The organism is Geodermatophilus sp. URMC 60, assembly GCF_053502585.1.
The window spans coordinates 4,214,412-4,235,037 of record NZ_CP199958.1 but is presented as its reverse complement, the minus strand read 5'-3'; the positions used below and the strand labels follow the sequence as shown (position 1 = coordinate 4,235,037).

General features: G+C 73.7%; 19 protein-coding genes. 8 read left to right on the top strand and 11 right to left on the bottom strand.

Annotated elements, in window-relative coordinates; all coding sequences use genetic code 11:
* Nucleotides 1–81 precede the first annotated feature (81 nt).
* Nucleotides 82–1,050, top strand: coding sequence for a GlxA family transcriptional regulator (locus ACWIX3_RS19990; protein WP_448609099.1), 969 nt, complete (start codon nucleotides 82–84; stop codon nucleotides 1,048–1,050).
* Nucleotides 1,051–1,195: 145 nt separating this feature from the next.
* Here the strand turns inward: ACWIX3_RS19990 and ACWIX3_RS19985 are convergent, their stop codons facing one another.
* Together ACWIX3_RS19985 and ACWIX3_RS19980 are read right to left on the bottom strand one after the other, a co-directional pair.
* Nucleotides 1,196–1,363, bottom strand: coding sequence for a Zn-dependent oxidoreductase (locus ACWIX3_RS19985; RefSeq protein WP_448609098.1), 168 nt, complete (start codon nucleotides 1,361–1,363; stop codon nucleotides 1,196–1,198).
* Nucleotides 1,364–1,483: 120 nt separating this feature from the next.
* The gene (locus ACWIX3_RS19980; RefSeq protein ID WP_448609097.1) at nucleotides 1,484–2,884 is read right to left on the bottom strand and encodes a glucose-6-phosphate dehydrogenase; all 1,401 of its coding nucleotides are present in this window, start codon (nucleotides 2,882–2,884) and stop codon (nucleotides 1,484–1,486) included.
* Between the two features lie 314 nt (nucleotides 2,885–3,198).
* Between ACWIX3_RS19980 and ACWIX3_RS19975 the strand changes: the two genes are divergently transcribed.
* Nucleotides 3,199–4,032 carry an oxidoreductase gene (locus tag ACWIX3_RS19975; protein ID WP_448609096.1) on the top strand — a complete coding sequence of 278 codons (834 nt, stop codon included), beginning with the start codon at nucleotides 3,199–3,201 and terminating at the stop codon, nucleotides 4,030–4,032.
* A 29-nt stretch (nucleotides 4,033–4,061) separates the two neighbouring features.
* Here the strand turns inward: ACWIX3_RS19975 and ACWIX3_RS19970 are convergent, their stop codons facing one another.
* From ACWIX3_RS19970 to ACWIX3_RS19940, 7 genes are all read right to left on the bottom strand, one after another.
* Nucleotides 4,062–4,292: a hypothetical protein gene (locus tag ACWIX3_RS19970; protein WP_448609095.1), complete on the bottom strand. Its 231-nt coding sequence runs from the start codon at nucleotides 4,290–4,292 to the stop codon at nucleotides 4,062–4,064.
* 453 nt (nucleotides 4,293–4,745) lie between these two features.
* On the bottom strand, nucleotides 4,746–5,243 hold the full coding sequence (locus tag ACWIX3_RS19965) for a hypothetical protein (protein ID WP_448609094.1): 498 nt from the start codon (nucleotides 5,241–5,243) through the stop codon (nucleotides 4,746–4,748).
* Nucleotides 5,244–5,513: 270 nt separating this feature from the next.
* Complete coding sequence (locus ACWIX3_RS19960) at nucleotides 5,514–5,663, bottom strand: Zn-dependent oxidoreductase (protein ID WP_448609093.1); 150 nt, start codon at nucleotides 5,661–5,663, stop codon at nucleotides 5,514–5,516.
* 220 nt (nucleotides 5,664–5,883) lie between these two features.
* Nucleotides 5,884–6,402 (bottom strand): peptide-methionine (S)-S-oxide reductase MsrA, encoded by a 519-nt coding sequence (gene msrA / locus ACWIX3_RS19955; RefSeq protein ID WP_448609092.1) that lies wholly within the window; start codon nucleotides 6,400–6,402, stop codon nucleotides 5,884–5,886.
* A gap of 691 nt (nucleotides 6,403–7,093) precedes the next feature.
* Nucleotides 7,094–7,918 (bottom strand): alpha/beta fold hydrolase, encoded by an 825-nt coding sequence (locus ACWIX3_RS19950; RefSeq protein ID WP_448609091.1) that lies wholly within the window; start codon nucleotides 7,916–7,918, stop codon nucleotides 7,094–7,096.
* 889 nt (nucleotides 7,919–8,807) lie between these two features.
* The gene (locus ACWIX3_RS19945) at nucleotides 8,808–9,611 is read right to left on the bottom strand and encodes an MBL fold metallo-hydrolase (protein ID WP_448609090.1); all 804 of its coding nucleotides are present in this window, start codon (nucleotides 9,609–9,611) and stop codon (nucleotides 8,808–8,810) included.
* 130 nt (nucleotides 9,612–9,741) lie between these two features.
* Nucleotides 9,742–12,900, bottom strand: coding sequence for an amidohydrolase family protein (locus ACWIX3_RS19940; protein WP_448609089.1), 3,159 nt, complete (start codon nucleotides 12,898–12,900; stop codon nucleotides 9,742–9,744).
* 155 nt (nucleotides 12,901–13,055) lie between these two features.
* Here ACWIX3_RS19940 and ACWIX3_RS19935 point away from each other — a divergent pair, with 155 nt between their 5' ends.
* On the top strand, nucleotides 13,056–14,339 hold the full coding sequence (locus ACWIX3_RS19935) for a 3-deoxy-7-phosphoheptulonate synthase (protein WP_448609088.1): 1,284 nt from the start codon (nucleotides 13,056–13,058) through the stop codon (nucleotides 14,337–14,339).
* 42 nt (nucleotides 14,340–14,381) lie between these two features.
* On the opposite strand, the gene ACWIX3_RS19930 is transcribed toward ACWIX3_RS19935, so the two are convergent.
* Entirely contained in the window at nucleotides 14,382–15,032 is a 651-nt protein-coding gene (locus ACWIX3_RS19930) for a maleylpyruvate isomerase family mycothiol-dependent enzyme (protein WP_448609087.1), read from the bottom strand.
* 132 nt (nucleotides 15,033–15,164) lie between these two features.
* Here ACWIX3_RS19930 and fabG point away from each other — a divergent pair, with 132 nt between their 5' ends.
* The 3 genes from fabG to ACWIX3_RS19915 all read left to right on the top strand — a co-directional run bounded on the left by fabG (nucleotide 15,165) and on the right by ACWIX3_RS19915 (nucleotide 17,914).
* Complete coding sequence (fabG, locus tag ACWIX3_RS19925; protein WP_448609086.1) at nucleotides 15,165–15,869, top strand: 3-oxoacyl-[acyl-carrier-protein] reductase; 705 nt, start codon at nucleotides 15,165–15,167, stop codon at nucleotides 15,867–15,869.
* Nucleotides 15,869–16,642, top strand: a complete 774-nt coding sequence (gene fabI, locus ACWIX3_RS19920) for an enoyl-ACP reductase FabI (protein WP_448609085.1) — start codon at nucleotides 15,869–15,871, stop codon at nucleotides 16,640–16,642. The genes fabG and fabI overlap by 1 nt, the downstream gene beginning before the upstream one ends.
* Before the next feature lie 105 nt (nucleotides 16,643–16,747).
* Complete coding sequence (locus tag ACWIX3_RS19915) at nucleotides 16,748–17,914, top strand: ferrochelatase (RefSeq protein ID WP_448609084.1); 1,167 nt, start codon at nucleotides 16,748–16,750, stop codon at nucleotides 17,912–17,914.
* Between the two features lie 72 nt (nucleotides 17,915–17,986).
* Here the strand turns inward: ACWIX3_RS19915 and ACWIX3_RS19910 are convergent, their stop codons facing one another.
* Nucleotides 17,987–18,724 (bottom strand): hypothetical protein, encoded by a 738-nt coding sequence (locus tag ACWIX3_RS19910; RefSeq protein WP_448609083.1) that lies wholly within the window; start codon nucleotides 18,722–18,724, stop codon nucleotides 17,987–17,989.
* A gap of 86 nt (nucleotides 18,725–18,810) precedes the next feature.
* On the opposite strand from ACWIX3_RS19910, the gene ACWIX3_RS19905 reads away from it, so the two are divergent.
* The gene (locus ACWIX3_RS19905; protein ID WP_448609082.1) at nucleotides 18,811–19,254 is read left to right on the top strand and encodes an NfeD family protein; all 444 of its coding nucleotides are present in this window, start codon (nucleotides 18,811–18,813) and stop codon (nucleotides 19,252–19,254) included.
* 93 nt (nucleotides 19,255–19,347) lie between these two features.
* Nucleotides 19,348–20,535, top strand: a complete 1,188-nt coding sequence (locus ACWIX3_RS19900; RefSeq protein ID WP_448609081.1) for an SPFH domain-containing protein — start codon at nucleotides 19,348–19,350, stop codon at nucleotides 20,533–20,535.
* Nucleotides 20,536–20,626: the final 91 nt, after the last annotated feature.

Genomic DNA, 20,626 nt, shown 5'->3' with positions numbered 1-20,626 from the left:
TCCGACACTGAGCCACCGGTGCCGGCGGCGCCAGGACGAAGACTTGACGAATTCGGCCATGCCGCCCCGTACCGTGTCGCCGTGGCCGCTCTCGATGTCGCGGTGGTGGCCTTCCCGTCGGCGCAGATCCTCGACGTCACCGGCCCGCTGGAAGTGTTCTCCAGCGCCACCCGCCTCGTGCCACGGGCGGAGTACCGCACGCAGGTGGTGAGCACCTTGGGCGGTCCGGTGCAGGCCAGCTCCGGGCTGTCGTTCGACACCACCCCGCTCCCGGACGTCCCGGGGCCGGTGGACACGCTCGTGGTCGCTGGCGGCCGGGACATGGACGAGGCTTGCGCGGACGAGCAGTTGCTGGGTCACGTCCGGCGGCTGGCGAGCAGCGCCCGCCGGATCACCTCGGTCTGCTCCGGGGCCTTCGTCCTGGCGGCCGGCGGCTTGCTGGACGGGCGGCGCGCGACCACGCACTGGGCCGAGTGCCGGCTGCTGGCGACCGCCTACCCCGAGGTGTCGGTCGACGGCGATTCGATCTACGTGCGGGACGGCGACGTCTGGACCTCCGCGGGCGTGACCGCGGGCATCGACCTGGCGCTGGCCCTGGTCGCGGAGGACCACGGCGCCCGGGCGGCGGCTGCGGTCGCGCGGCACCTGGTGGTCTACCTGCGCCGGTCCGGCGGGCAGGCGCAGTTCTCCACGATGCTGGCCGCCCAGGCCGCCGAGAGCGAACCGCTGCGCGAGCTACTGGCGTGGTTGCCCGACCACCTCGCTGCCGACCTGTCGGTGCCCGCGTTGGCGCGGCGCGTCCACCTGTCCGAGCGGCAGTTCAGCCGGGTGTTCAAGGCCGAGGTCGACGTGACACCCAGCGAGCACGTGGAGAGGTTGCGGGTGGAGGCAGCCTGCCGGCTCCTCGAGACGACCAGTCACGCCATCGACCACATCTCGCGCACCTGCGGGTTCGGGGCGCCGGAGACCATGAACCGCGCGTTCCGTCGTCGGCTGAACACCACCCCGGGGGACCACCGACGCCACTTCGGCCACTTCGCGGGGGGATAGCTCACTGCGACGGTCCCTGTCCTGCGAGTTCGGACCGGTGAGGTTGCCCGGTGTCCCGGCTTTCGACGTGTCGGCGCGGCGCAGGAAGGCTCTGGGGTCGAGAGCTAGTCGGGCGTCATGGAAGGTGGTCAGCGAGCCGCCGCTCTCATCCGACCGTCTTCTGCGCACTGTGGCCGTGGTGGGTGTCGGCGAAGTTGATGCCGGCGGTGGAGACGTCGTAGACCTTCTGATCCGGGCCGGCTTCCGGCTCGGGGATGCCGACGACGTCGAGGACCTCGGGACCGCCGAAGCGGGTGATCTGCACAGCACGCATGCAGGTGAGGCTGGGGCTCCACCGGCCTGCAACGGCTCCAGGGGCCGACAGCGGACGGCGCACGAGGCGGTTCCGTGCGAGCAGGCCCCGAACCAGACGGTGCTGGTCCGCCTCGGACGCTCACCACCGCCTCGGGCCGGCGGTCTCCTCGAGCAGGGGAGGACCGGCCGCGCCGGCGGGGTACTCCAGCATCGGCACGGCGTCCTGGGCCCACGCCTGCAGCACCGGATCGATGATCCGCCAGGCCTGCTCGGCTTCCTCGCCGCTCACCGAGAGTCGGCTGCTCCCGGACAGGAGGTCGGTCAGGACCTGGCCGTACGCGGTGCGCTCGCCGGGGGCGGCCACCTGCACACCAGGCTGCCGACCCTTCTCCGGCGCATCGAGCTCGATCCACAGCCGGTCGGCGGTCACCCGCTCGGCGTCCTGCGGGTCGCGCGCCGGCGCGGCGGTCCGGAAGTGGAGGCCCACCCCCTTGCGGAGTGTCCCCATCGCCTTGCCGGTGCGGAGCACGAACCGGGTGCCGGTCCACCGAGGGGTGTCCAGCTCCAGGAGCAGCTCGGCGTAGGTCTCGGTGCCGCGAGCGGGGTCGACGCCGTCCTCGTCGGTGTAGCCGGGCACGGTCCGACCGCCGGTGGCGCCTGTCCCGCTCAGCGTCCCGGCGGTGTAGCGCGCCCGTCGGGTCCGGAAGGGGACCTCCGCGGCGGAGAGCACGCGGACCGACCGCAGCAGCTCCAGCTTGGCCGCATGCAGGTCGGCCTCGGTCGGCCCGGCCGGCAGCTCCATCGCGACGAGGGTCAGGACCTGGAGCATGTGGTTCTGCATCACGTCCCGGACGGCGCCGGTCCGGTCGTAGAAGTCCGCCCGGCTCTCGAGCCCCAGCGTCTCCTCCCACAGCACGTCGACCTGCGCGATGGCGGCACTGTTCCAGACAGGGGCCAGCGAGCGGCCGGGCGCGTGCAGGTCGAGCAGCGCGTGCACCGTCGGCATCCCGAGGAAGTGGTCGACGCGGAACGCGGCCTCCTGGACGCCACCGGTCACGCGGGTGAGCAGCTCGTTCAGTGCCACCGCGCTCGCCAGATCGGTGCCGAACGGCTTCTCCACCGCGATGCGGCTGCCGGCCGGCAGGTCCGCGCCGCCGAGCGCGCCCAGCATCGCCGGGAACAGCGCCGGGGGCAGGGCCAGGTAGACCGCAACCGCCGCCTGGTCAGTGGCACCGCCGCCGTCATTCAAGGCCTGCACCGCGGCGGCGACGGTGCCGGGCTCCCTGGGGTCGACCGCCCGGTACCGGAGGCGATCGACGAGCGCGTTGCGCACCTCGGTCGGTACGTCCCCGGCGTGCTGCTGCAACCGGGTGGCCACGTGCGATCGGAAGGTCCGGTCGTCCCAGTCCTGGGAGGCGCCGCCCACGACCTGCAGGCTGTCGGGCATCCGGCCGTCGGCCGACAGCCGGGCGAGCGCGGGCAGCAGGAACCGCCCGGCGAGGTCGCCCGTGGCACCGAGCAGGAGCAACCGGCTGATCACCCGTACTCCCGGAGGACGGTCACGGCCGGGGGTCGGCTGCGTGCGGGGCACGGGCCGGTCGGGCGGGCGGCGGGGCTGTGACCATGGCGTGGCCATCCTCCCCGAGTCCCGCGACCGGCGTCCACGCCGGCCTGGGGAGCCGTGCGCGCACGGGCGCCGGCGCGTAGTGCACGCGCTCGTGAGCGGCTTCCCCGTGTGTGGTTCGGATCGATATCGGGTGGGGAACCTGCCTGCAGAGCCGGGAGCGGGTGACGCGGTCGCGGTCGACCGTCTGGGCCTCCGCAACCCGCACAGGACCACCCTCGGAGAGGAACATGATGTCCACCTGGCTCATCACCGGCTGCTCGACCGGGCTCGGTCGGGCCCTTGCCGAAGCAGTCATCGAGGCCGGCCACCACGCCGTGGTCACCGCGCGCGACGAGGCCAAGGTCGCCGACCTCGTGGAGCGGGCTCCGGACCGCGTGCTGGGCGCGGCGTTGGACGTCACCGACCCGGCGCGAGCGGCCGCTGTCTCTCACCAGGCCGAGGATCGCTTCGGCGCCGTCGACGTCTTGGTCAACAACGCCGGGTACGGGTACCGCGCCGCGGTCGAAGAAGGTGAGGACGCCGACGTCCGTGCGTTGTTCGAGACCCATTTCTTCGGGTCGGTGAGCATGATCAAGGCGGTGCTGCCCGGGATGCGGGCACGCCGCGCGGGCGCGATCGTCAACGTCTCCTCGATCGGGGCCCACGTCAAGCCACCGGGATCGGGCTACTACGCGGCGGTGAAAGCGGCACTCGAGGGGATGTCCGGCTCCCTGCGCGACGAGCTGCACCCGCTGGGCATCTCGGTGACGGTCGTCGCGCCCGGCGGATTCCGCACGGAGTTCTCGGGTCGCTCGCTGACCCAGTCCCGGACCGTGATCGACGACTATGCCGGGACGGCGGGCAAGCGACGCAAGGAACGCGACACGACGCACGGAACCCAGCCAGGCGACCCGGCGCGCGCCGGCCGGGCCATCCTCACCGCCGTGGAGTCCGCCGATCCGCCGGCGATGCTGCTGCTGGGCAGCGACGCCCTGACCAGCTACCGGCGGGTGCTCGGCACGGCCCTCGCCGAGGCCGATGAGTGGGAAGAGCTGAGCGTCAGCACCGACTTCCAGGACTGATCCCCCAGCGCGAGCCGGGGAACCGTCGGTCAGCGGCCCCGCAGGTCGGCCGGTTCCACCGACGGTCCGGCTTCCGGGGGCCGCGGGCGGTCCTCGGGGTGGGCCCGTACTGCGCGCTGGGCGACGTCGTCGTCGAAGGCCCCGCCGAGCTCGGCCAGCAGCGTGTCGCAGAGCTGGTACGTCTGCTGGCCGTCGCCGGGGTCGGGGGGCGACGACGTCGAGAACCTCGGGACCGCCGAAGCGGGTGATCTGCACAGCACGCATGCAGGCGAGGCCAGGTGCCGGGGGGCGGCAGGGCGCCACGGCCTCCGCGTCGCCGTGGAGCCGCCGGGATCGTCCGGGGCGTCACCGCGAGGCGCGCGGCGGGGCAGCCGCCAGCCAGGTTCCGGCCCAGTTCCTCGCGGCTCCGTCCGGTGTCCTGGTATCGCCCCACATGGGCGTGCCGGGGGCAGAGCGCCAGGACTTGCTCAGCGGGCTGTCGTCGACGGTGTCGAGGCCGAACTGGTCGTAGAGCGGCGTCACCAGGTCGACGGCTTCGGGGTGGTCGCTGGAGACTTCCAGCGCCTGCCGCTCCGGTGCTCCCGCGGGTCGGGCCAGCCTGAACGGGCTCGAGGCCTTCCTGGGTCGAGAGCCTGGCCCGGGACGTCGAGGCCGGCCGGGCGCTGGCGCTCACCACCGACCTCCCCCGGGACCGAGGGGTCTCCGGAGGTCGTTCACCGTCCGTCGCCGGGGCCGGCCGGCTCGGGCCAGCCGGCCAGGGAGCCGATCCAGGCGAGCGCGAGCCAGGCGCCGGTGAGCGTGCCGGTGCCGGTGCCGTCGCTGACCTCGAGCTGCCACGGCGCATCCGCCTGGCGCGGCCGCCGCGAGCCGGTGGCCGGCACGGCGCGGACCACGTGCCATGACCCGACCGGCAGCGCCCGCGGGGGTCGTCCCGGCGGGACCACCCAGACGCCCTCCCGAGAGGCCGCTACCGGCTCGCCCGGGGCGGAATCCGGCCAGCGCAGCTGGACGACGCCGAGGTCCAGGTAGGCGGCCGGGTCCGCGGGCACCGTCCAGGCCGGGCGGCGGGCACCACCGGCAGCGTCCGCGCCCAGGGTCATCACGGCCGAGACGGCGTGCAGCACGGCGCCGAGCACCCGTCCCGCGCGGGCCTCCGGCGGGTCGTCCTGCACCCGCCACCGGACCAGGCTCCGCAGCTCCGCCTCGCTCATCCGGCCAGCGTGCCCCAGGACCGGCCGCGGCAGGCGGGGGCGTCGCGGTGCCGGTCGAGGGGGTCGGTGTCGTTGGTGGCGTCCAGCCGGATCGGCGTCCGGTCGTCCTCGGTCGTCTCCCGGTCGACCGGGGCCGGCGCGCCAGCTGCGGGCTGCTGCGGAGGAGCGTTGCCGCGGGTCCGTCTGGCTCGAGCGCGCCGGGACCACGTGGCGCGAGCTCGGTGGTCAGAGGGAAGCCCGGCCGGTCGTTCACATCCGCTGATGTACGTCTCAGGACAGGGGGTGGTGGGTGTCGGCGTAGTTGATGCCGGCGGTGGAGACGTCGAAGAGCTGCTGCCCGTCCGACGGGACGGGGTCGGGGAGGTCGACGACGTCGAGGACCTCGGGGCCGCCGAAGCGGGTGATCTGCACGGCTCGCATGCCCGCCAGGCTAGGTACTAGCAGCAGCGACCACGCGTCCCGTCCCTGCCGCGAGCGCCTCGGGACGGGGACGATCGAGGAGCCTGTCGCCCGACGGATCACGTCAGGGGCCGTCCCGAACAGATCCGGAACGGCCCCTGGCGGTGCTCTGCGCGGTCTGACCGCTCGACCAGCACCGAGGCGGCGGCTGCCCGGAAGAGGCGCCCGCCGCCCCGCTCGCTCAACGAGTGGACTGCGCCTGGCGGTGCGGGAGGACCCAGCCGGGCCGCACGAAGTGGCAGGTGTATCCGTACGGGTACTTCTGCAGATAGTCCTGGTGCTCCTCCTCGGCCTCCCAGAACGGACCGGCCGACTTCACCTCGGTCACGACCTTGCCGGGCCACAGGCCCGACGCGTCGACGTCGGCGATCGTGTCCTCGGCGACCCGCTTCTGCTCGTCGCTGGTGAAGAAGATCGCCGAGCGGTAGCTCCGGCCCACGTCGTTGCCCTGGCGGTTCGGGGTCGACGGGTCGTGGATCTGGAAGAAGAACTCCAGCAACTCGCGGAACGAGATCACCTCGGGGTCGAAGACGATCTCGACGGCTTCCGCGTGGTCGCCGTGGTCGCGGTAGGTGGCGTGCGGTGTGTCGCCGCCCGAGTACCCGACTCGGGTGGACACCACCCCCGGGCGCTTCCGCAGCAAGTCCTGCGCACCCCAGAAGCAACCGCCGGCCAGGATCGCGGTCTCAGTCGTCATCATGTGCCCTTCTCTACTCGACGCGGTGTCGACAACGCCCCGACGGGCGCCCGGGATTCCGGCCTGCGTCGTGGGCCGTCCATGTCACGGGGAGGGACTCGTCGCTGCCGGCGCACGAGCCGTCTCCTCACGGTCTGCGTCGCGCCCCCGTCACCGCCCGGTCGAGGTAACGACACGGCGCCCGTACCGTCGGCGTCGTCCCCCTCGCCGCCTGCACCGACTGATCGGGCGCCCGGAGGGGACCGACCTCGAACGGCCGATCCGCCCCAGCCGGTCCCGCCCCCTCGACACTGCCTCCAGGAGGAGCACGTGCCCACCGAGGTCGGCTCGGAGGTCCGCGGTTCGACGTGGGAGACCGGGTCGGCGTCGGCTCGCCGAGCACGGCATCGCCGCGCTCATCGAGACGATCGGCGTGGAGCAGGTCGACCAGGCCTACGAGCGCGTCCTCGCCTCGGACGTGCGCTACCGCTTCGTCATCGACACCGCCACGCTCGCCTGAGCCCGACAGGCGCCGCCGCCGGCCCGGGGTGCGACCCAGGGCCGGTCGCGGTGACCTGCACGGCAGCCCTGGACGTCAGGCCACGGCCGACGTGGCAGGCGGCCCCGCTCCGGCTGTCGTCGCAGACCTGCTGAGTGACGGCTTGCCCGTCGTGCCGCCGTCCCGCTTCGAGCCCGTCCGTCGCGGCCGCGGGCGTCAGGAGCGGATGAACTCGAGCAGGTCGGCGTTGATGGTCTCGGCCTCCGTCGTCGGCATGCCGTGCGGGAAGCCGGCGTACGTCTTCAGCGTCCCGTTCCGGAGGAGCTCCGCGGACAGCGGCGCGGAATTCGCGTACGGCACGACCTGGTCGTCGTCGCCGTGCATCACCAGGACCGGCACCGTGATCTTCTTCAGATCGTCGGTGAAGTCGGTCTGGGAGAAGGCGACGACGCCGTCGTAGTGGGCCTTCGCGCCACCCATCATGCCCTGCCGCCACCAGTTCTGGATGATGGCCTCGGACGGTTCGGCACCCGGCCGGTTGAACCCGTAGAACGGCCCTGACGGCAGGTCGCGGTAGAACCTCGTCCGGTTGGTGGCGACTTGGGTCTGGATGTCGTCGAACACGCTCTTCGGCAGGCCGCCGGGATTCGCGTCGGTCCGCACCATGAGCGGCGGCACCGCGCTGATCAGCACGGCCTTCGCGACGCGGTCCTCACCGTGTCGGCCGAGGTGGTGCGCGACCTCGCCTCCACCGGTCGAGTGCCCGACGTGCACGGCGTCGCGCAGGTCGAGGTGCGCCGTCAGCGCGGCCAGGTCATCGGCGTAGTGGTCCATGTCGTGCCCGTCACCGGTCTGGGTCGAGCGGCCGTGCCCCCGCCGGTCGTGGGCGACGACCCGATAGCCCTGAGCCAGGAAGAACATCATCTGTGCGTCCCAGTCATCAGCGGACAGCGGCCAGCCGTGGCTGAAGACGATCGGCTGCCCGGCGCCCCAGTCCTTGTAGAAGATCTCCGTACCGTCGTCGGTCGTGATCGTGCCCATGTCGTGCCTCCGTCGATCTCGTGATGCCGATGCGTCCGCAGGTCGGTGACCGCTCAGGCGGCCTCGGCTGGGGAGCTGTGCGGTGGGACGACGTCCGGGGACGTGGTCGTGACCTCATCCCAGCCGAAGTGGATGGTCAGCGAGCGACTGCGGTCAGGCGGTTCGATGAACTCGGGACAGGCGGGTGCCGTGGTTCTCGGCCACGCGTGGCACGTCCGTCCTGACGTCACCGTGCGGGGTCTGCCGTCGGAGCGTCCGCCACTCCGGGGAGGCGACGCCGTAGGCAGCGCGGACGACCGGGTGGGGTGGGCGGCGTCGGGGAGCCCGAACGGCGGGCGATCGTCCGGGGAGAGGCGATCCGACTCGACGCGCACGACCTCGTCGCGGATCGCCCGGCCCCGCACTTCGATCTCTGCGGCAGTCACAACCGCGGTGTCGACCCATGCCATGGCTGCCCCGGGGTCCGGTTCTCCCGCCGACACAGGGTCGTTCGCCTCCCCACGCGAGCGCAAGCCCCGTGGCACCTGGGGTCGCGCGACGACTCGTCAGGGAGCCGGGTGCGTCCGGCGCCTCGGGTAGCCGGTGCAGAGTCGTGGAGCGTCCGGCCGGGACCGCCGGCCTCCGGCTCGAGCGAACCGGCTGACGGTGGCGGCCAGTCCGGTCCACGACCAGGCTCCGGGACCACCCACGTGGAGCCGGGCGTTCCCCGAGCTGACGCGGGCTCGCTGTGGCAGCCGGGCGGGATGGGCGCGCCAGCCCACGTCCGGCTCCAGGTCGGCTGCGAGACAGGCGGGAGTGCACGTCGGCGTGGTCGACGCCGGCTGCGGAGACGTCGAAGCTCGCACACGAGTGAGGCCAGGGAGCCGGTCCGGGAAGCCAGGTGGGGTGCTCAGCCGGTCCAGCTGCGCATCCGGCCGGTCAGCACGCGGCCGAACTGGAGCTCGGGGAAGTGGGCGCCCGCCCCGTAGGTGGTGTCGCCCTCGAGCTCCCGGAACAGTCGTTCCCGGACCTGTGCGGCCAGCCGGGGGTCGACGTCGCCCATGGCGTGCCACGACGGCTCGTCCAGCTGCAGGGGACAGGTGATCGCGTCGCCGAGGAGCAGCGCCCGGTGCACTCCGGAGGACACGATGACCGACAGGTGGCCCGGCGTGTGCCCGGGGGTCATCATGACGTCGACGCCCGGGACGACGGTGGTGTCGTCGCTGACGAGGTGCACGCGGGCGCCGTCCGTGCTGCGCATGCCGTGCCGGATGTGGTCGCGCATCCTGCTCTGCGGGTCGAGCACGAAGTGCTGCCAGTCGGCCGCGCCGAACCACAGGTCGGCCCGGGGGAAGACCGGCCGACCGGCGAGGTCGAAGAGCCATCCGCAGTGGTCGAGGTGCAGGTGGGTGCAGACGACCACGTCGACCTCGTCCGGGCTCACCCCGACGGCACGCAGCCCGACCGGCATCTGCCCGCCGACGAGCAGCCTCCGGGGGCCGTCGTCGTGCAGCTCCGGGCCCAGACCGGTGTCGACCAGGACCACGGAGGAGCCGGTCCTGACGAGGAAGCAGCCGATCGGCAGCCACGCCCGGCCGTCCCGGTCGAAGAAGTCCTCGTGGCCGTGTGCCGTGACGTGGTCCCCGAAGTAGTCGGGACTGGCCCGGAAGGTGCCGTCGGCGATCGGGTGCACGTCGATGTCGCCGACCCTCATGAGCTCTCCTCCTCGCGCTGTCCGCCCTGACGTTCCCGCAGGTCGTCGACGACGTCCAGCGGGGCCGGTCCGGCTGCGCCGGGCTGCCGGAGCAGGTGATCCGCACGGCACGCGTGCAGCCGAGGCCAGATCACCCCTCGCAGCACGCCCGGTGCAGCCACTCCGGCTCGTGCCACCAGTGCGTCCCGTCGTGGGGGTGGTCGCCGAGCCGCCAGCCGGGGGTCGCTCCCGCGGGCGCCCGGACGAGCGCGGGGACGGCGGACGGCCGGGCGCGCTCGTCGAACGGCGCGAGCAACTCGTCGACGGTGTGCAGCCGCCCGCCGACCATCACCTGCGCCACGTCCGCGGCCGCGCGGATGTCGGCGAGCGGATCGCCCCGGACGAAGGACAGGTCGGCCTGGGCGCCGGGTCGCACGACGCCGAGCCGGTCCTCCGCGCCCAGCCACCGGGCCGGGTTGCGGGTCGCCGTGACCAGCGCCTCGTACGGGGTGAAGCCGCCGCCGACCATCGCACGCAGGTTGGCGTGCAGCGAGATGGCCACGTTGTCCAGCGGGGCGTCGGTGCCGGCGATGACGAACCCGCCGCCGCGGTGGATGCGCAGGAGCATGTCGACGTTGCCGGCCAGCAGCGCACGGGTCGTCGTCCCGGCCGGACCGGCGGCCTGCGCCACCCGGTCCAGCAGCAGCTGGTACTCCCACGCCGGGTACAGCGTGCGGGTGCGGCGGTCCTCGACCAGCGCCGGGTCGTCGACGTGCACGACCGTGGAGTTGAACAGCGTCGGGGTGATCGACATCCCCGAGGTGGTGAACAGGGTGACCACGTCGTCGTACGCGCGGCCGAGGCGGCTGACGGTGTGCGAGTAGCCCAGCCGGTTGGTGGCGCCGGTGTGCTCCATCCCGTCCATGCCGATCGTGGCGGCCGGGTAGAGGTAGTGCGACGTCAGCCGCAGCCCGAGGTCGTGGGCCAGTCGCACGGCGCGTCGCTGCAGCCGCACCGGCAGCCGCACGTAGGTCTTGACCAGGTCGTAGCGCAGCCGGCGGGCGCGCTGCATCTCCAGGTCCACCTGCTCGAGCGACAGCGTGGGCCGCATGAAGTTGTAGTAGACGCGCGAACCGTCGATCGCCTCACCGGTCGCGAACAGGCGCGGGCCGACCAGGGCGCCCGCGGTGAGCGCTTCACGGGTCTCCTGCATCTGGTAGGCGGGGTCGCCCGGCGAGCGCGTCGTCGTGACGCCGTAGCTGAGCCAGACCAGACCCTGCCGAGCTCCCCAGGCCCGCCCGCGCAGGTGCCAGTGGTTGTGGGCGTCGATGAGTCCCGGCATCACCGTGAGCCCGGAGGCGTCCACGTCGGGACGGCGGGTGGGGTCGTGCGGGCGCACCGCGGCGATGCGAGACCCGTCGAGCACGACGTCGACGTCCGTGCGCAGCCGCTCGGCGACGCCGTCCCACAGCCGGCCGGCGTGGACGACCTGCGGCTCCCGCACGCCGGCCCGGGCGTAGGGGAGGTGCAGCGGGACCGTGACCGCCGGGTCACCGGCGATCGTGGTACGCCGCAGCCGGCCGCCGCTGAGGTAGAGCAGGGTGCGTCCGTCGAGCCAAACCGGGGAGTCGGTGATCTCGTCGGTCACGGCGCGCGGGGTCCCCGTGGGCCGGCCGGTCGGGCCGACCGGCACGACGTGCAGCAGGCTCTCGACGACGAAGGCCAGGTGCCGTCCGTCGGGGGAGAAGACGGGGCCGTCGTCACCGCGCGTCGACAGCGAGCGGAACGGCATCGGCTCGACGTACTCGAGGGCTCCGGAGGCGACGTCGACGAACAGCAGCTGGCTGGTGCCCTCGCGGAAGCGCGCCGAGGCCGGCCGGACGGCGGCCAGGGCCAGCGTGCGCCCGTCGGGCGACCAGCTCATCCGGCCGGGCTGGAAGAGGGCCGGGGTGACCTGGCGGGTCTGCAGGGTGTCGAGGTCCAGGACGCTGCCGACGCCGTTCTGGTCCTGGTAGGCGACCTGCCGGCCGTCGGGTGAGAAGCGCGGCGCGGTCTGCGCCCCGGGCAGGGCGGTGACCCGGCGGTCGGCGCCGGTGGTCAGGTCGCGCATCCACAGGTCGGCCTCACCGGCCCGGTCGCTGGAGTACACCAGGCTGCGGCCGTCGGGGGAGAAGTCCGGGTCGGAGTGGAAGTACCCGTCACCGAGGAGGCGGCGCGGTCGGCCGCCCCTCGCCAGGTCGGCGGTCCACAGCGCGTTCAAGGCGCGGAAGGCGATCCGGTGACCGTCCCGCGAGGCGACCGGGCTGGCGATGCCGAGCGCCTGCCGTGTGTCCGGGGAGTTCAGGTCCACGGGCCGGGGCTCCGGGCGGCGCGTCTGCACGGGCACGACCGCGGTGAACGGGACCTCGTCCGGGAGCCCGTCGACCAGCTGCCGCCAGACGCGCCCGTCGGCGGTGTAGACCAGTTCGTCGTCGGACAGCCACGACGGCGGCAGGGCGAACACGTCACGTCCCTGGGTGACCTGCTTGCCGTCGACCACGAGGTCGCTGCGCGCGCCGGTCAGGCGCACGTGGGCCAGGCGACCCGATCCGGGCGAGTACGACGGGCCGTAGAGGGAGCTGCCCTCGCTGGGCGGCACCAGGGTGCGACGGGCCCCGCCGGCGAGCACCACCTCGTCGATGCGGGTGGCGTCGACGGTGAAGGCGACCCGGGCACCGTCGGGCGACACCGTGGGCTCCCCGTCCTCACCCGGGCCCTCGGTGACGGCCCGGATCCCTCCCGTGGTGAGGTCGAGCAGGTGCAGGTCGTACGTGCCGGCACCGGCGCGGTCGGACGAGAACACCAGCCCGGAGCCGTCCGGCAGCCACCGCGGCTCCCGGTGGTCGTAGGGGTCGGAGGTGTGCTGCGCCAGCCCGCTGCCGTCGGGACGCACCGTCCACAGGTGGAAGTTGCCGTCCCGGTAGGACTGGAACGCGATCGTCCGCCCGTCCGGTGACCAGGCCGGCCGGGTGGCGTCCTGCAGGTCGTCGGTGAGCCGGCGGGCCGGACCGCCGCTGGCGGGCAGCACCCAGATCGACACCACCAGGTCGAGGGCGAGTTCCTGCCCGCCGGGTGAGGCGGCGACCATGACGTTGGTGCCCTGCCGCAGCGCCGTCGGGACGCCGGCCACCGCTCGTGCCGGCGGAGCCCACGGGATCGGCAGTGCGGCGGCCGCAGCGAGCAGTCCGCCGGCCTGCAGCACGCGCCGCCGGGTGATCCCGGCGGGAGAGGCGGGTACGTCCTCGTTCGGGCGCTGGAAGGGGTGCGGCACGAGGTCCTCCTGCGGCCGCCCACCCCCTCGTGTCCTCGGGTGAGGACGGTGGGTCACCGGGCATCCTGCCGCTGCCCACAGCGGCGCGTCGAGGGCCCGTCACGATGCGCGGTCGCAGGCAGCTGCGGCTCCCGTGCCGCGGGCGGAGCCTGTGGTTGGCTCGACGAGCGGGAACGACGGAGGAGGACCTCATTCCGGCTGACCAGATCCTGGACGAAGCGACGCGGATCGCCGATCTCCTGCTCGACGTCCAGACGCGGGTGAACGGGCAGATCGACGCCGCGCTGACCGACCTGCTGCCCGGGGTGCAGGAGCGGCTGGGCGTCTTCCCGGCGGACGCCGTCGACCTCTCCGGCCTGGTGAACACCAGGATCACCGGCCTGAGCGTGGTGGTCACCCCGGCCGCGGTCGCGACCGTCGTCCCGCTGTCGGCCGGGTCGGCCGCCACGACGAGGGCCGGGCGTCGCGCCGTGACCGACATCGTCACCGGCCTCGACGACCGTCTGGCCGTCATCGCCGGCCCCTGCTCGATCCACGACCCGGAGGCCGCGCTGGAGTACGCCGCCTTCGTCGTCCGCATGCGGGAGCGGCACGGGGACGACCTCGAGATCCTGATGCGGACGTACACCGAGAAGCCGCGCACCGAGGTCGACTGGAAGGGGTTCGCCTACGACCCGTTCCTCGACGGTTCGAGCCGGATCAGCGTCGGGCTGGTCGCGACCCGGCTGCTGATGTGCCGCATCACGGCCCTGGGCGTCCCGGTGGCGGCCGAGCCGCTCAACGCGCTCACGCCGCAGTACGTCAACGGGCTGGTCACCTACAACGGCGTCGGCGCCCGCAACGTCACCGACCAGACCGCCCGGGAGCGGGTGTCCGGCTTCTCCTCCGTCGTCGGCTTCAAGAACTCCCCGGAGGGGAGCATCGAGGCAGCCGTCTCGGCCGTCCTGACCGCGCGCGCTCCGCACGAGTTCCTGGGCGTCGACCACCACGGGGTGAGCGCCCAGCTGTCGACGACCGGCAACGACACCGCCCACGTGATCCTGCGGGGGGACAAGGACGGCCCCAACCACTCCGCCGCGCACGTCGCCGACACGAAGCGGAAGCTGGCGCAGCGCGGTCTGCCGGAGGTGGTCGTCGTCGACGCCTCCCACGGCAACAGCCGGAAGGACCACCGGCGGCAGATCGACGTCGTGCGGGACCTGGCCGGGCAGGTCGCGGGCGGCGAGCAGGCGATCCGCGGCGTGATGGTGGAGAGCAACCTCGTCGCCGGACGGCAGGACCTCGACCGCCGGCAGCCCGACCGGCTGGCGTACGGCGTGAGCGTCACCGACGCCTGCGTCGATCCGGGGACGACCGAGGTGATGCTCGCCGAGCTGGCCGAGGCCGTCCGGGCACGGCGGCGCGCCGGCGCCCGGGCTCGTCCCCCTGTGCACCGGTGACGGCGTGGGCTGCGAGGCCGACCCCTGCTGGGGCAGCGGCCGTCAGTCCAGGCGGGCGGCCACGACCGCGACACCGGGACCCTCCAGTGCCTCCAGGCCGGCGCGTCGTCCCGTCGCGACCAGCAGCAGGTCGACGTCCGGCCCGCGCAGCTCGGCGCCGTCACCCAGGGTCCACCCGGTGTCGCTCGAGACCAGCCGCACCCCGGCCAGCCGCCGCGGCCCGCCCATGAACCGGTTCGTGGCGACGTAGGCCAGGCAGTCCGCCACCACGTCGGGGGGCGACACGAGACGCCGGCCCAGAGGCCGCGCGATGTCCTGACCGTGGACGACGAGGTCCATGAGCGGGTCCCTCGGGGTGCTGCCGGGGAACCTCCGCGTGGAACCGGCGCTCTCCCGCAGCTGCGCGACCAGTTCCGCGGGGCTGTACGCCGCGGCCCGCTGCGCCGCCAGGTCGACCTCCATCCGGTCGAAGCTGCCCCGGGCCCGCACCGCCGCCCGCAGCAGACGGGGCACCGTCAGCCTGGTCGTGACCGTGAGGTGGGCGACGACGTCGCGCACCGTCCAGGCGGCACAGAGCGACGGCGTCGCCCACTCCTCGTCGGCGAGGTCGGCGGCGAGGTCGGCGACGCGGTGCCGCTCGGCGGCCACCGCCGCGTCGACGGCCGCGCGGGACAGGGCAGGCAGGGTGCTCATGCCTCCAGGACCGACCTCGGCCGTCGAACTCACCGGTCGCACCCGGCTCCCCGGACCGCGACCGGTGGGACCGACGGCCACCCACTAGGTTCGTGACCCGGACGTCAGCGACCGGCGCAGGGGGTATGGCACGTGGCGAGATCGGTGCTCGTGACCGGCGGGAACCGCGGCATCGGGCTGGCGATCGCCCGCGCGTTCGCCGAGCAGGGCGACCGGGTGGCGGTGACCCACCGGGGCAGCGGCGCCCCCGAGGGCCTGGTCGGCGTCCGGTGCGACGTCACCGACGCCGAGGCGGTCGACCGCGCGTTCACCGAGGTCGAGGAGCACCAGGGGCCGGTCGAGGTGCTGGTGAGCAACGCCGGCATCACCCGCGACGGGCTGCTCATGCGGATGAAGGAGGAGGACTTCACCGACGTCCTCGACGCCAACCTCACCGCCGCCTACCGGGTGTCCAAGCGGGCCGCGGCGAAGATGGTCCGCGCGCGGAGCGGCCGGATGGTCTTCGTCTCCTCGGTCGTCGGGCTGCTGGGCTCGGCGGGGCAGACCAACTACGCCGCCTCGAAGGCCGGGCTCGTGGGCCTGGCCCGCTCGATCGCCCGCGAACTGGGCAGCCGGGGCATCACCGCCAACGTGGTGGCCCCCGGCTTCGTCGAGACCGACATGACGGCGCAGCTGCCGGAGAAACGGCAGCAGGAGATCCTCGGTCAGGTGCCGCTGGGGCGGTACGCCTCCGCGGAGGAGATCGCCGGCGTGGTGCGCTTCCTGGCGAGCGACGCGGGCGGCTACATCACCGGGGCGGTCGTCCCGGTCGACGGCGGACTGGGAATGGGGCACTGATGAGCGGCATCCTCGAGGGCAAGAAGGTCCTGGTCACCGGGGTCCTCACCGAGGCCTCGATCGCCTACGCCACCGCGCGGATCGCGCAGGAGCAGGGCGCCACCGTCGTCCTGTCGAACTTCGGCCGGGCCCTGTCGCTGTGCCAGCGGATCGCCAAGCGGCTGCCGCAGGAGGCGCCGGTGGTCGAACTGGACGTCACGAACACCGAGCACCTGTCGACGCTGGCCGACCGGCTGCGCGAGCACGTCGGCGACAGCCTGGACGGCGTCGTCCACTCCATCGGCTTCGCGCCGCAGGAGGCGATGGGGGAGGGCTTCCCCGAGGTCGCCTGGGAGCACGCGGCCACGGCGTTCCAGGTGTCGACCTGGTCGATGGCCTCGCTCACCCAGGCCTGCCGGCCGCTGTTCGGGGAGCAGGCGTCGGTCGTCGGCCTGACCTTCGACGCCACCGTCGCCTGGCCGGTCTACGGCTGGATGGGTGCGGCCAAGGCAGCGCTGGAGTCCACCTCCCGCTACCTCGCCCGCGAGCTCGGCCCCGAGGGCGTGCGGGTCAACCTCGTCGCCGCGGGCCCCCTGCGCAGCATGGCGATGAAGTCCATCCCCGGCAGCAAGCAGTTCGAGGACGCGTGGGAGACCCGCGCCCCGTTGGGCTGGTCGGTCACCGACACCGAGCCGGCCGGCAAGGCCGTCGTCGCGTTGCTCTCGGACTGGTTCCCGGCCACCACCGGCGAGATCGTCCACGTCGACGGGGGCTTCCACGCCGTGGGCGTGTGACCTCCACCGCGGGCGTATGAAGGAGCGCGGGAGCCGCATCCAGCGGTTCCCGCGGAGCGTCGCGCCAGGGTGCATCCGCCGGCGCCCGCAGACAGAAGGAGAACCGTGCCGCTCGCCACCGACGTCGACATCACCCCCGCCGGCCAGCGTCCCGACGAGGACCCGTCACTCGCCGTCCGCAACAACGGCGGGACGCCGCCGTCCGCCGAGCCCGCGCCCCCCGGCCGGCGGGAGGCGCTGCTCGTGCTCGGCTTCGGCGGTCCGGAGGGACCCGACGACGTCATGCCGTTCCTCGAGAACGTGACCCGGGGCCGCGGCATCCCGCGCGAGCGGCTGCTCGACGTCGCCGAGCACTACATGCACTTCGGCGGGGTCAGCCCGATCAACGAGCAGAACCGGTCACTGACCGCCGCCGTCGAGCGGGAGTTCGCCGCCGCCGGCCTCGACCTGCCGGTGTACTGGGGCAACCGCAACTGGGCTCCCTACGTCGAGCACGTCTGGCAGCAGATGGCCGATGACGGCATCGAGCACGTCCACGTCTTCCCCACGTCGGGCTTCGCCTCCTGGTCCGGTTGTCGGCAGTACCACGAGGACGTGGCGCGGGCCCGCTCGGTGTTCACCGGCGCGGCCCCCGGCGGCGGGCCGACCGCGGAGAAGCTGCCGCACTACGGCGACCACCCCGGCTTCGTGCAGGCCAACGCCGAGGCGCTCGCGGCCGCGCTGACGTCGCTGCCGGAGGACCTCCGGGACACCGCACGGCTGGTCGCGACGGCGCACAGCATCCCCGACACCATGGCCGCGGTGGCCGGGCCGGACGGCGGGGCCTACCAGGCGGAGCTGCTGCGCTCGGCGCGGCTGGTGGTCGACGCGGTGGCGCCCGGCCGCCCGTTCGACCTGGTGTGGCAGTCGCGCAGCGGGCCGCCGTCGGTGCCGTGGCTCGAGCCCGACGTCAACGACCACCTCCGGGCGCTGGGGGAGGCCGGGGAGAAGGGCGTCGTCGTCTTCCCGATCGGCTTCGTCAGCGACCACGTCGAGGTGATCTGGGACCTCGACAACGAGGCGAAGGAGACCGCCGAGGAGCTCGGGATGGCCTTCGTCCGCGCGGCGACCGCGGGCACCCACCCGGCGTTCGTGACGATGGTGCGCCAGCTGGTCGAGGAGCGCCGGTCCGGGACCCCGCCGCGGCTGGGCACCAACTGCCCCGCGCACTGCTGCCATGTGCAACGTCGGCCTGCCGGCCCCCACCGCGGCCAGGAGCCGTCCCCGGCCTGATCTGAGCCGCTGCGTCCCGCCTGCGCGGAGCCCTCCGGGCCTCACTCGGCGGGACCCGCGACGCGGAGTGGGTCACCGCGGGATGGCGTTGTAGGCGGCGGTGACCGCCTCGCGGACGGCGTCGCCGAGGGGGCGCAGCGCGTCGTCGCGGGCGGCGGCCTGGCGGTGGGTGACCGCGCCGCCGGGGGTGTCGCTGAGCGCCAGGTCGAGCACCGTCGCCAGCCGCTGGGCCCGCGCCAGCAGGGACATCGCGACCGGGTCGGTACCCGGCGGCATGCCCGGTACGTGCGCAGCCTTCGCCAGCCCGGCCAGCAGCGCCGGCACCTCGGGGTGCCACCGCGCCAGGTCGAGCTCGGCCAGCGTGCGGGCGGCGTCGCCGACGGCGAGGTCGAGCGCGCCGGACACCGCACGCAGCGACCCCTCCACCGGTGGCGGTACCGGCGGGGCGCCGGTCAGGTCGAACGCCGTCCACTGCACCGCCTCGGGGCCCAGCGGCTCGGGCACCAGCGCGACCCGCTCGCCGACGGCGGCCTGGCCCGCCTCCACCGCCAGCTCGGCGAGACCCTGCACGCGCGGCAGCCCCCGGACGTCGCCCGGCACGGGGAGCACCAGCCGGACGCGGCGCTCGCCGGCACCGCGCAGCGCGCTCAGCGCCCAGCCGAGGGGAACGGCCTCCTCGGTGCCGGGCAGGCCGGAGACCCGGTGCGCGGTGTCGCCGACCAGGGCGTCGAGGGCGTCGTCGTACGAGGCGCGGCCGGTCAGCCAGGCGGTCGCCCAGACCGCGAACCGGCCCGCGGGGAAGTCGTGCACCCGGCGAGGTTATGCCGGGCCCCGGACCGGATGACGATCTGGTCGAGATCGGTCACACAGCGGTCCGGATCTGGGACAGTGCGGACGTGGACGCCTGGGTGTTGTGGCTGATCGCGTCGGGCCTGTTCACCGCCGGTGAGCTGGCCAGCGGCGACCTGTTCCTGCTGATGCTGGCCGGCGGGGCGCTCGGCGGCGTCGGGGTCGCGCTGCTCGGCGGCCCGGTCGTCCTGCAGCTGGTCGCGTTCGTCGTGGTCTCGGCGCTGCTGCTGGCGGTGGTCCGGCCACTGGCCAAGCGCCATCTCACCGAGGGCACCCCCGAGCAGCCGGACGGCGTCGCCGCGCTCGTCGGCCGCACCGCGAAGGTCACCCGGGCCGTCGACGGGCACGGGGGGCGCATCCGCCTCGGCGCCGACGAGTGGACCGCCCGGAGCCAGTACGGCGCCGAGCGGTTCCCGGTGGGGGCGACCGTGCGGATCCTGCAGGTGGACGGCGCCACCGCCGTCGTCGGTGACGCCTTCGAGCTGGAGTAGCACCTCGCGCGGGTGACCGCGCGTCGCGCCGTGACCGCATCGTCACCGAAACCGGGCAGGATCAGCGGTGGACCCGGAGAAGGGAGCGTTCCCGTGACACCCGCACTGATCGCCCTGATCGTGATCGCCCTGCTGGTGGTGGTCGTCGTCGCCAAGAGCGTGACGATCGTGCCGCAGGCGCAGGCCAAGGTCGTCGAGCGGCTCGGCCGCTACAGCCGCACGCTCTCGCCGGGCCTGTCGCTGCTGGTGCCCTTCATCGACCGCGTGCGGGCCACGATCGACCTGCGCGAGCAGGTCGTCTCCTTCCCGCCGCAGCCGGTGATCACCTCGGACAACCTCCAGGTCGGCATCGACACCGTCGTCTACTTCCAGGTGACCGACCCGCGGCTGGCCACGTACGGCATCGCCAACTACATCCAGGGCATGGAGCAGCTCACCACCACGACGCTGCGCAACGTCGTCGGCGGGCTCAACCTCGAGGGCGCGCTGACCGGCCGCGACGGCATCAACAGCCAGCTGCGCGAGGTGCTCGACGGCACCACCGGCCCGTGGGGTCTGCGTGTGGCACGGGTGGAGATCAAGGCCATCGACCCGCCGCCGTCCATCCGCGACTCCATGGAGAAGCAGATGCGGGCCGACCGCGACAAGCGCGCGATCATCCTGCAGGCCGAGGGCGCCCGGCAGTCGGCGATCACCACCGCCGAGGGGCAGAAGGCCTCGGCGATCCTCTCCGCGGAGGGCAAGAAGCAGGCGGCGATCCTCGAGGCGGAGGCCGAGCGGCAGAGCCGCATCCTGCGCGCCGAGGGTGAGCGCGCCGCGCTGTTCCTGCAGGCCCAGGGCCAGGCCAAGTCGATCGAGACGGTGTTCCAGGCCATCCACGACGGCAAGCCCGACCAGGGCCTGCTGGCCTACCAGTACTTGCAGACCCTGCCGCAGATCGCGCAGGGCGACGCGAACAAGATGTGGATCGTCCCGAGCGAGTTCAGCAAGGCCCTGGACGGCCTGGCCAAGCTCGGCGGCGCCGACGGCGACGGGCGGTCCTGGATGGACGTCGACCCGTCGCGGAACGGCGCGAGCCGGCCGACCGCGGAGATGGACACCAGCGGCTGGTTCGAGTCGGCGCTGCCCCGGGCCGCCGACCAGCCCGAGGCGAAGATCGAGCTGTCGAGCATCGCCGACGCCGCGCCGGTCGTCCCCGCACCGGGGATCCCGGACACGACGGCCCTGGCCCGCGCCGCCGAGCAGGAGACCACCGGCGGGGAGGTCCAGCCCCGGCCGTGACCGTCACCCGCGAGTCGATCATGGGGTTGTCGCACGGGACCCGCGCGGACACGCCGCCGGAGCCTGCAACGCCCCCATGATCAACTGCTGG

What these genes read in the sequence shown, in the direction of transcription:
- fabI (WP_448609085.1), top strand. Translation starts at nt 15,869, where the DNA reads ATGAGCGGCATCCTCGAGGGCAAGAAGGTCCTGGTCACCGGGGTCCTC.
- ACWIX3_RS19985 (WP_448609098.1), bottom strand. Translation starts at nt 1,363, where the DNA reads ATGCGTGCTGTGCAGATCACCCGCTTCGGCGGTCCCGAGGTCCTCGAC.
- ACWIX3_RS19975 (WP_448609096.1), top strand. Translation starts at nt 3,199, where the DNA reads ATGATGTCCACCTGGCTCATCACCGGCTGCTCGACCGGGCTCGGTCGG.
- ACWIX3_RS19945 (WP_448609090.1), bottom strand. Translation starts at nt 9,611, where the DNA reads ATGAGGGTCGGCGACATCGACGTGCACCCGATCGCCGACGGCACCTTC.
- msrA (WP_448609092.1), bottom strand. Translation starts at nt 6,402, where the DNA reads ATGATGACGACTGAGACCGCGATCCTGGCCGGCGGTTGCTTCTGGGGT.
- ACWIX3_RS19960 (WP_448609093.1), bottom strand. Translation starts at nt 5,663, where the DNA reads ATGCGAGCCGTGCAGATCACCCGCTTCGGCGGCCCCGAGGTCCTCGAC.
- ACWIX3_RS19965 (WP_448609094.1), bottom strand. Translation starts at nt 5,243, where the DNA reads ATGAGCGAGGCGGAGCTGCGGAGCCTGGTCCGGTGGCGGGTGCAGGAC.
- ACWIX3_RS19950 (WP_448609091.1), bottom strand. Translation starts at nt 7,918, where the DNA reads ATGGGCACGATCACGACCGACGACGGTACGGAGATCTTCTACAAGGAC.
- ACWIX3_RS19930 (WP_448609087.1), bottom strand. Translation starts at nt 15,032, where the DNA reads ATGAGCACCCTGCCTGCCCTGTCCCGCGCGGCCGTCGACGCGGCGGTG.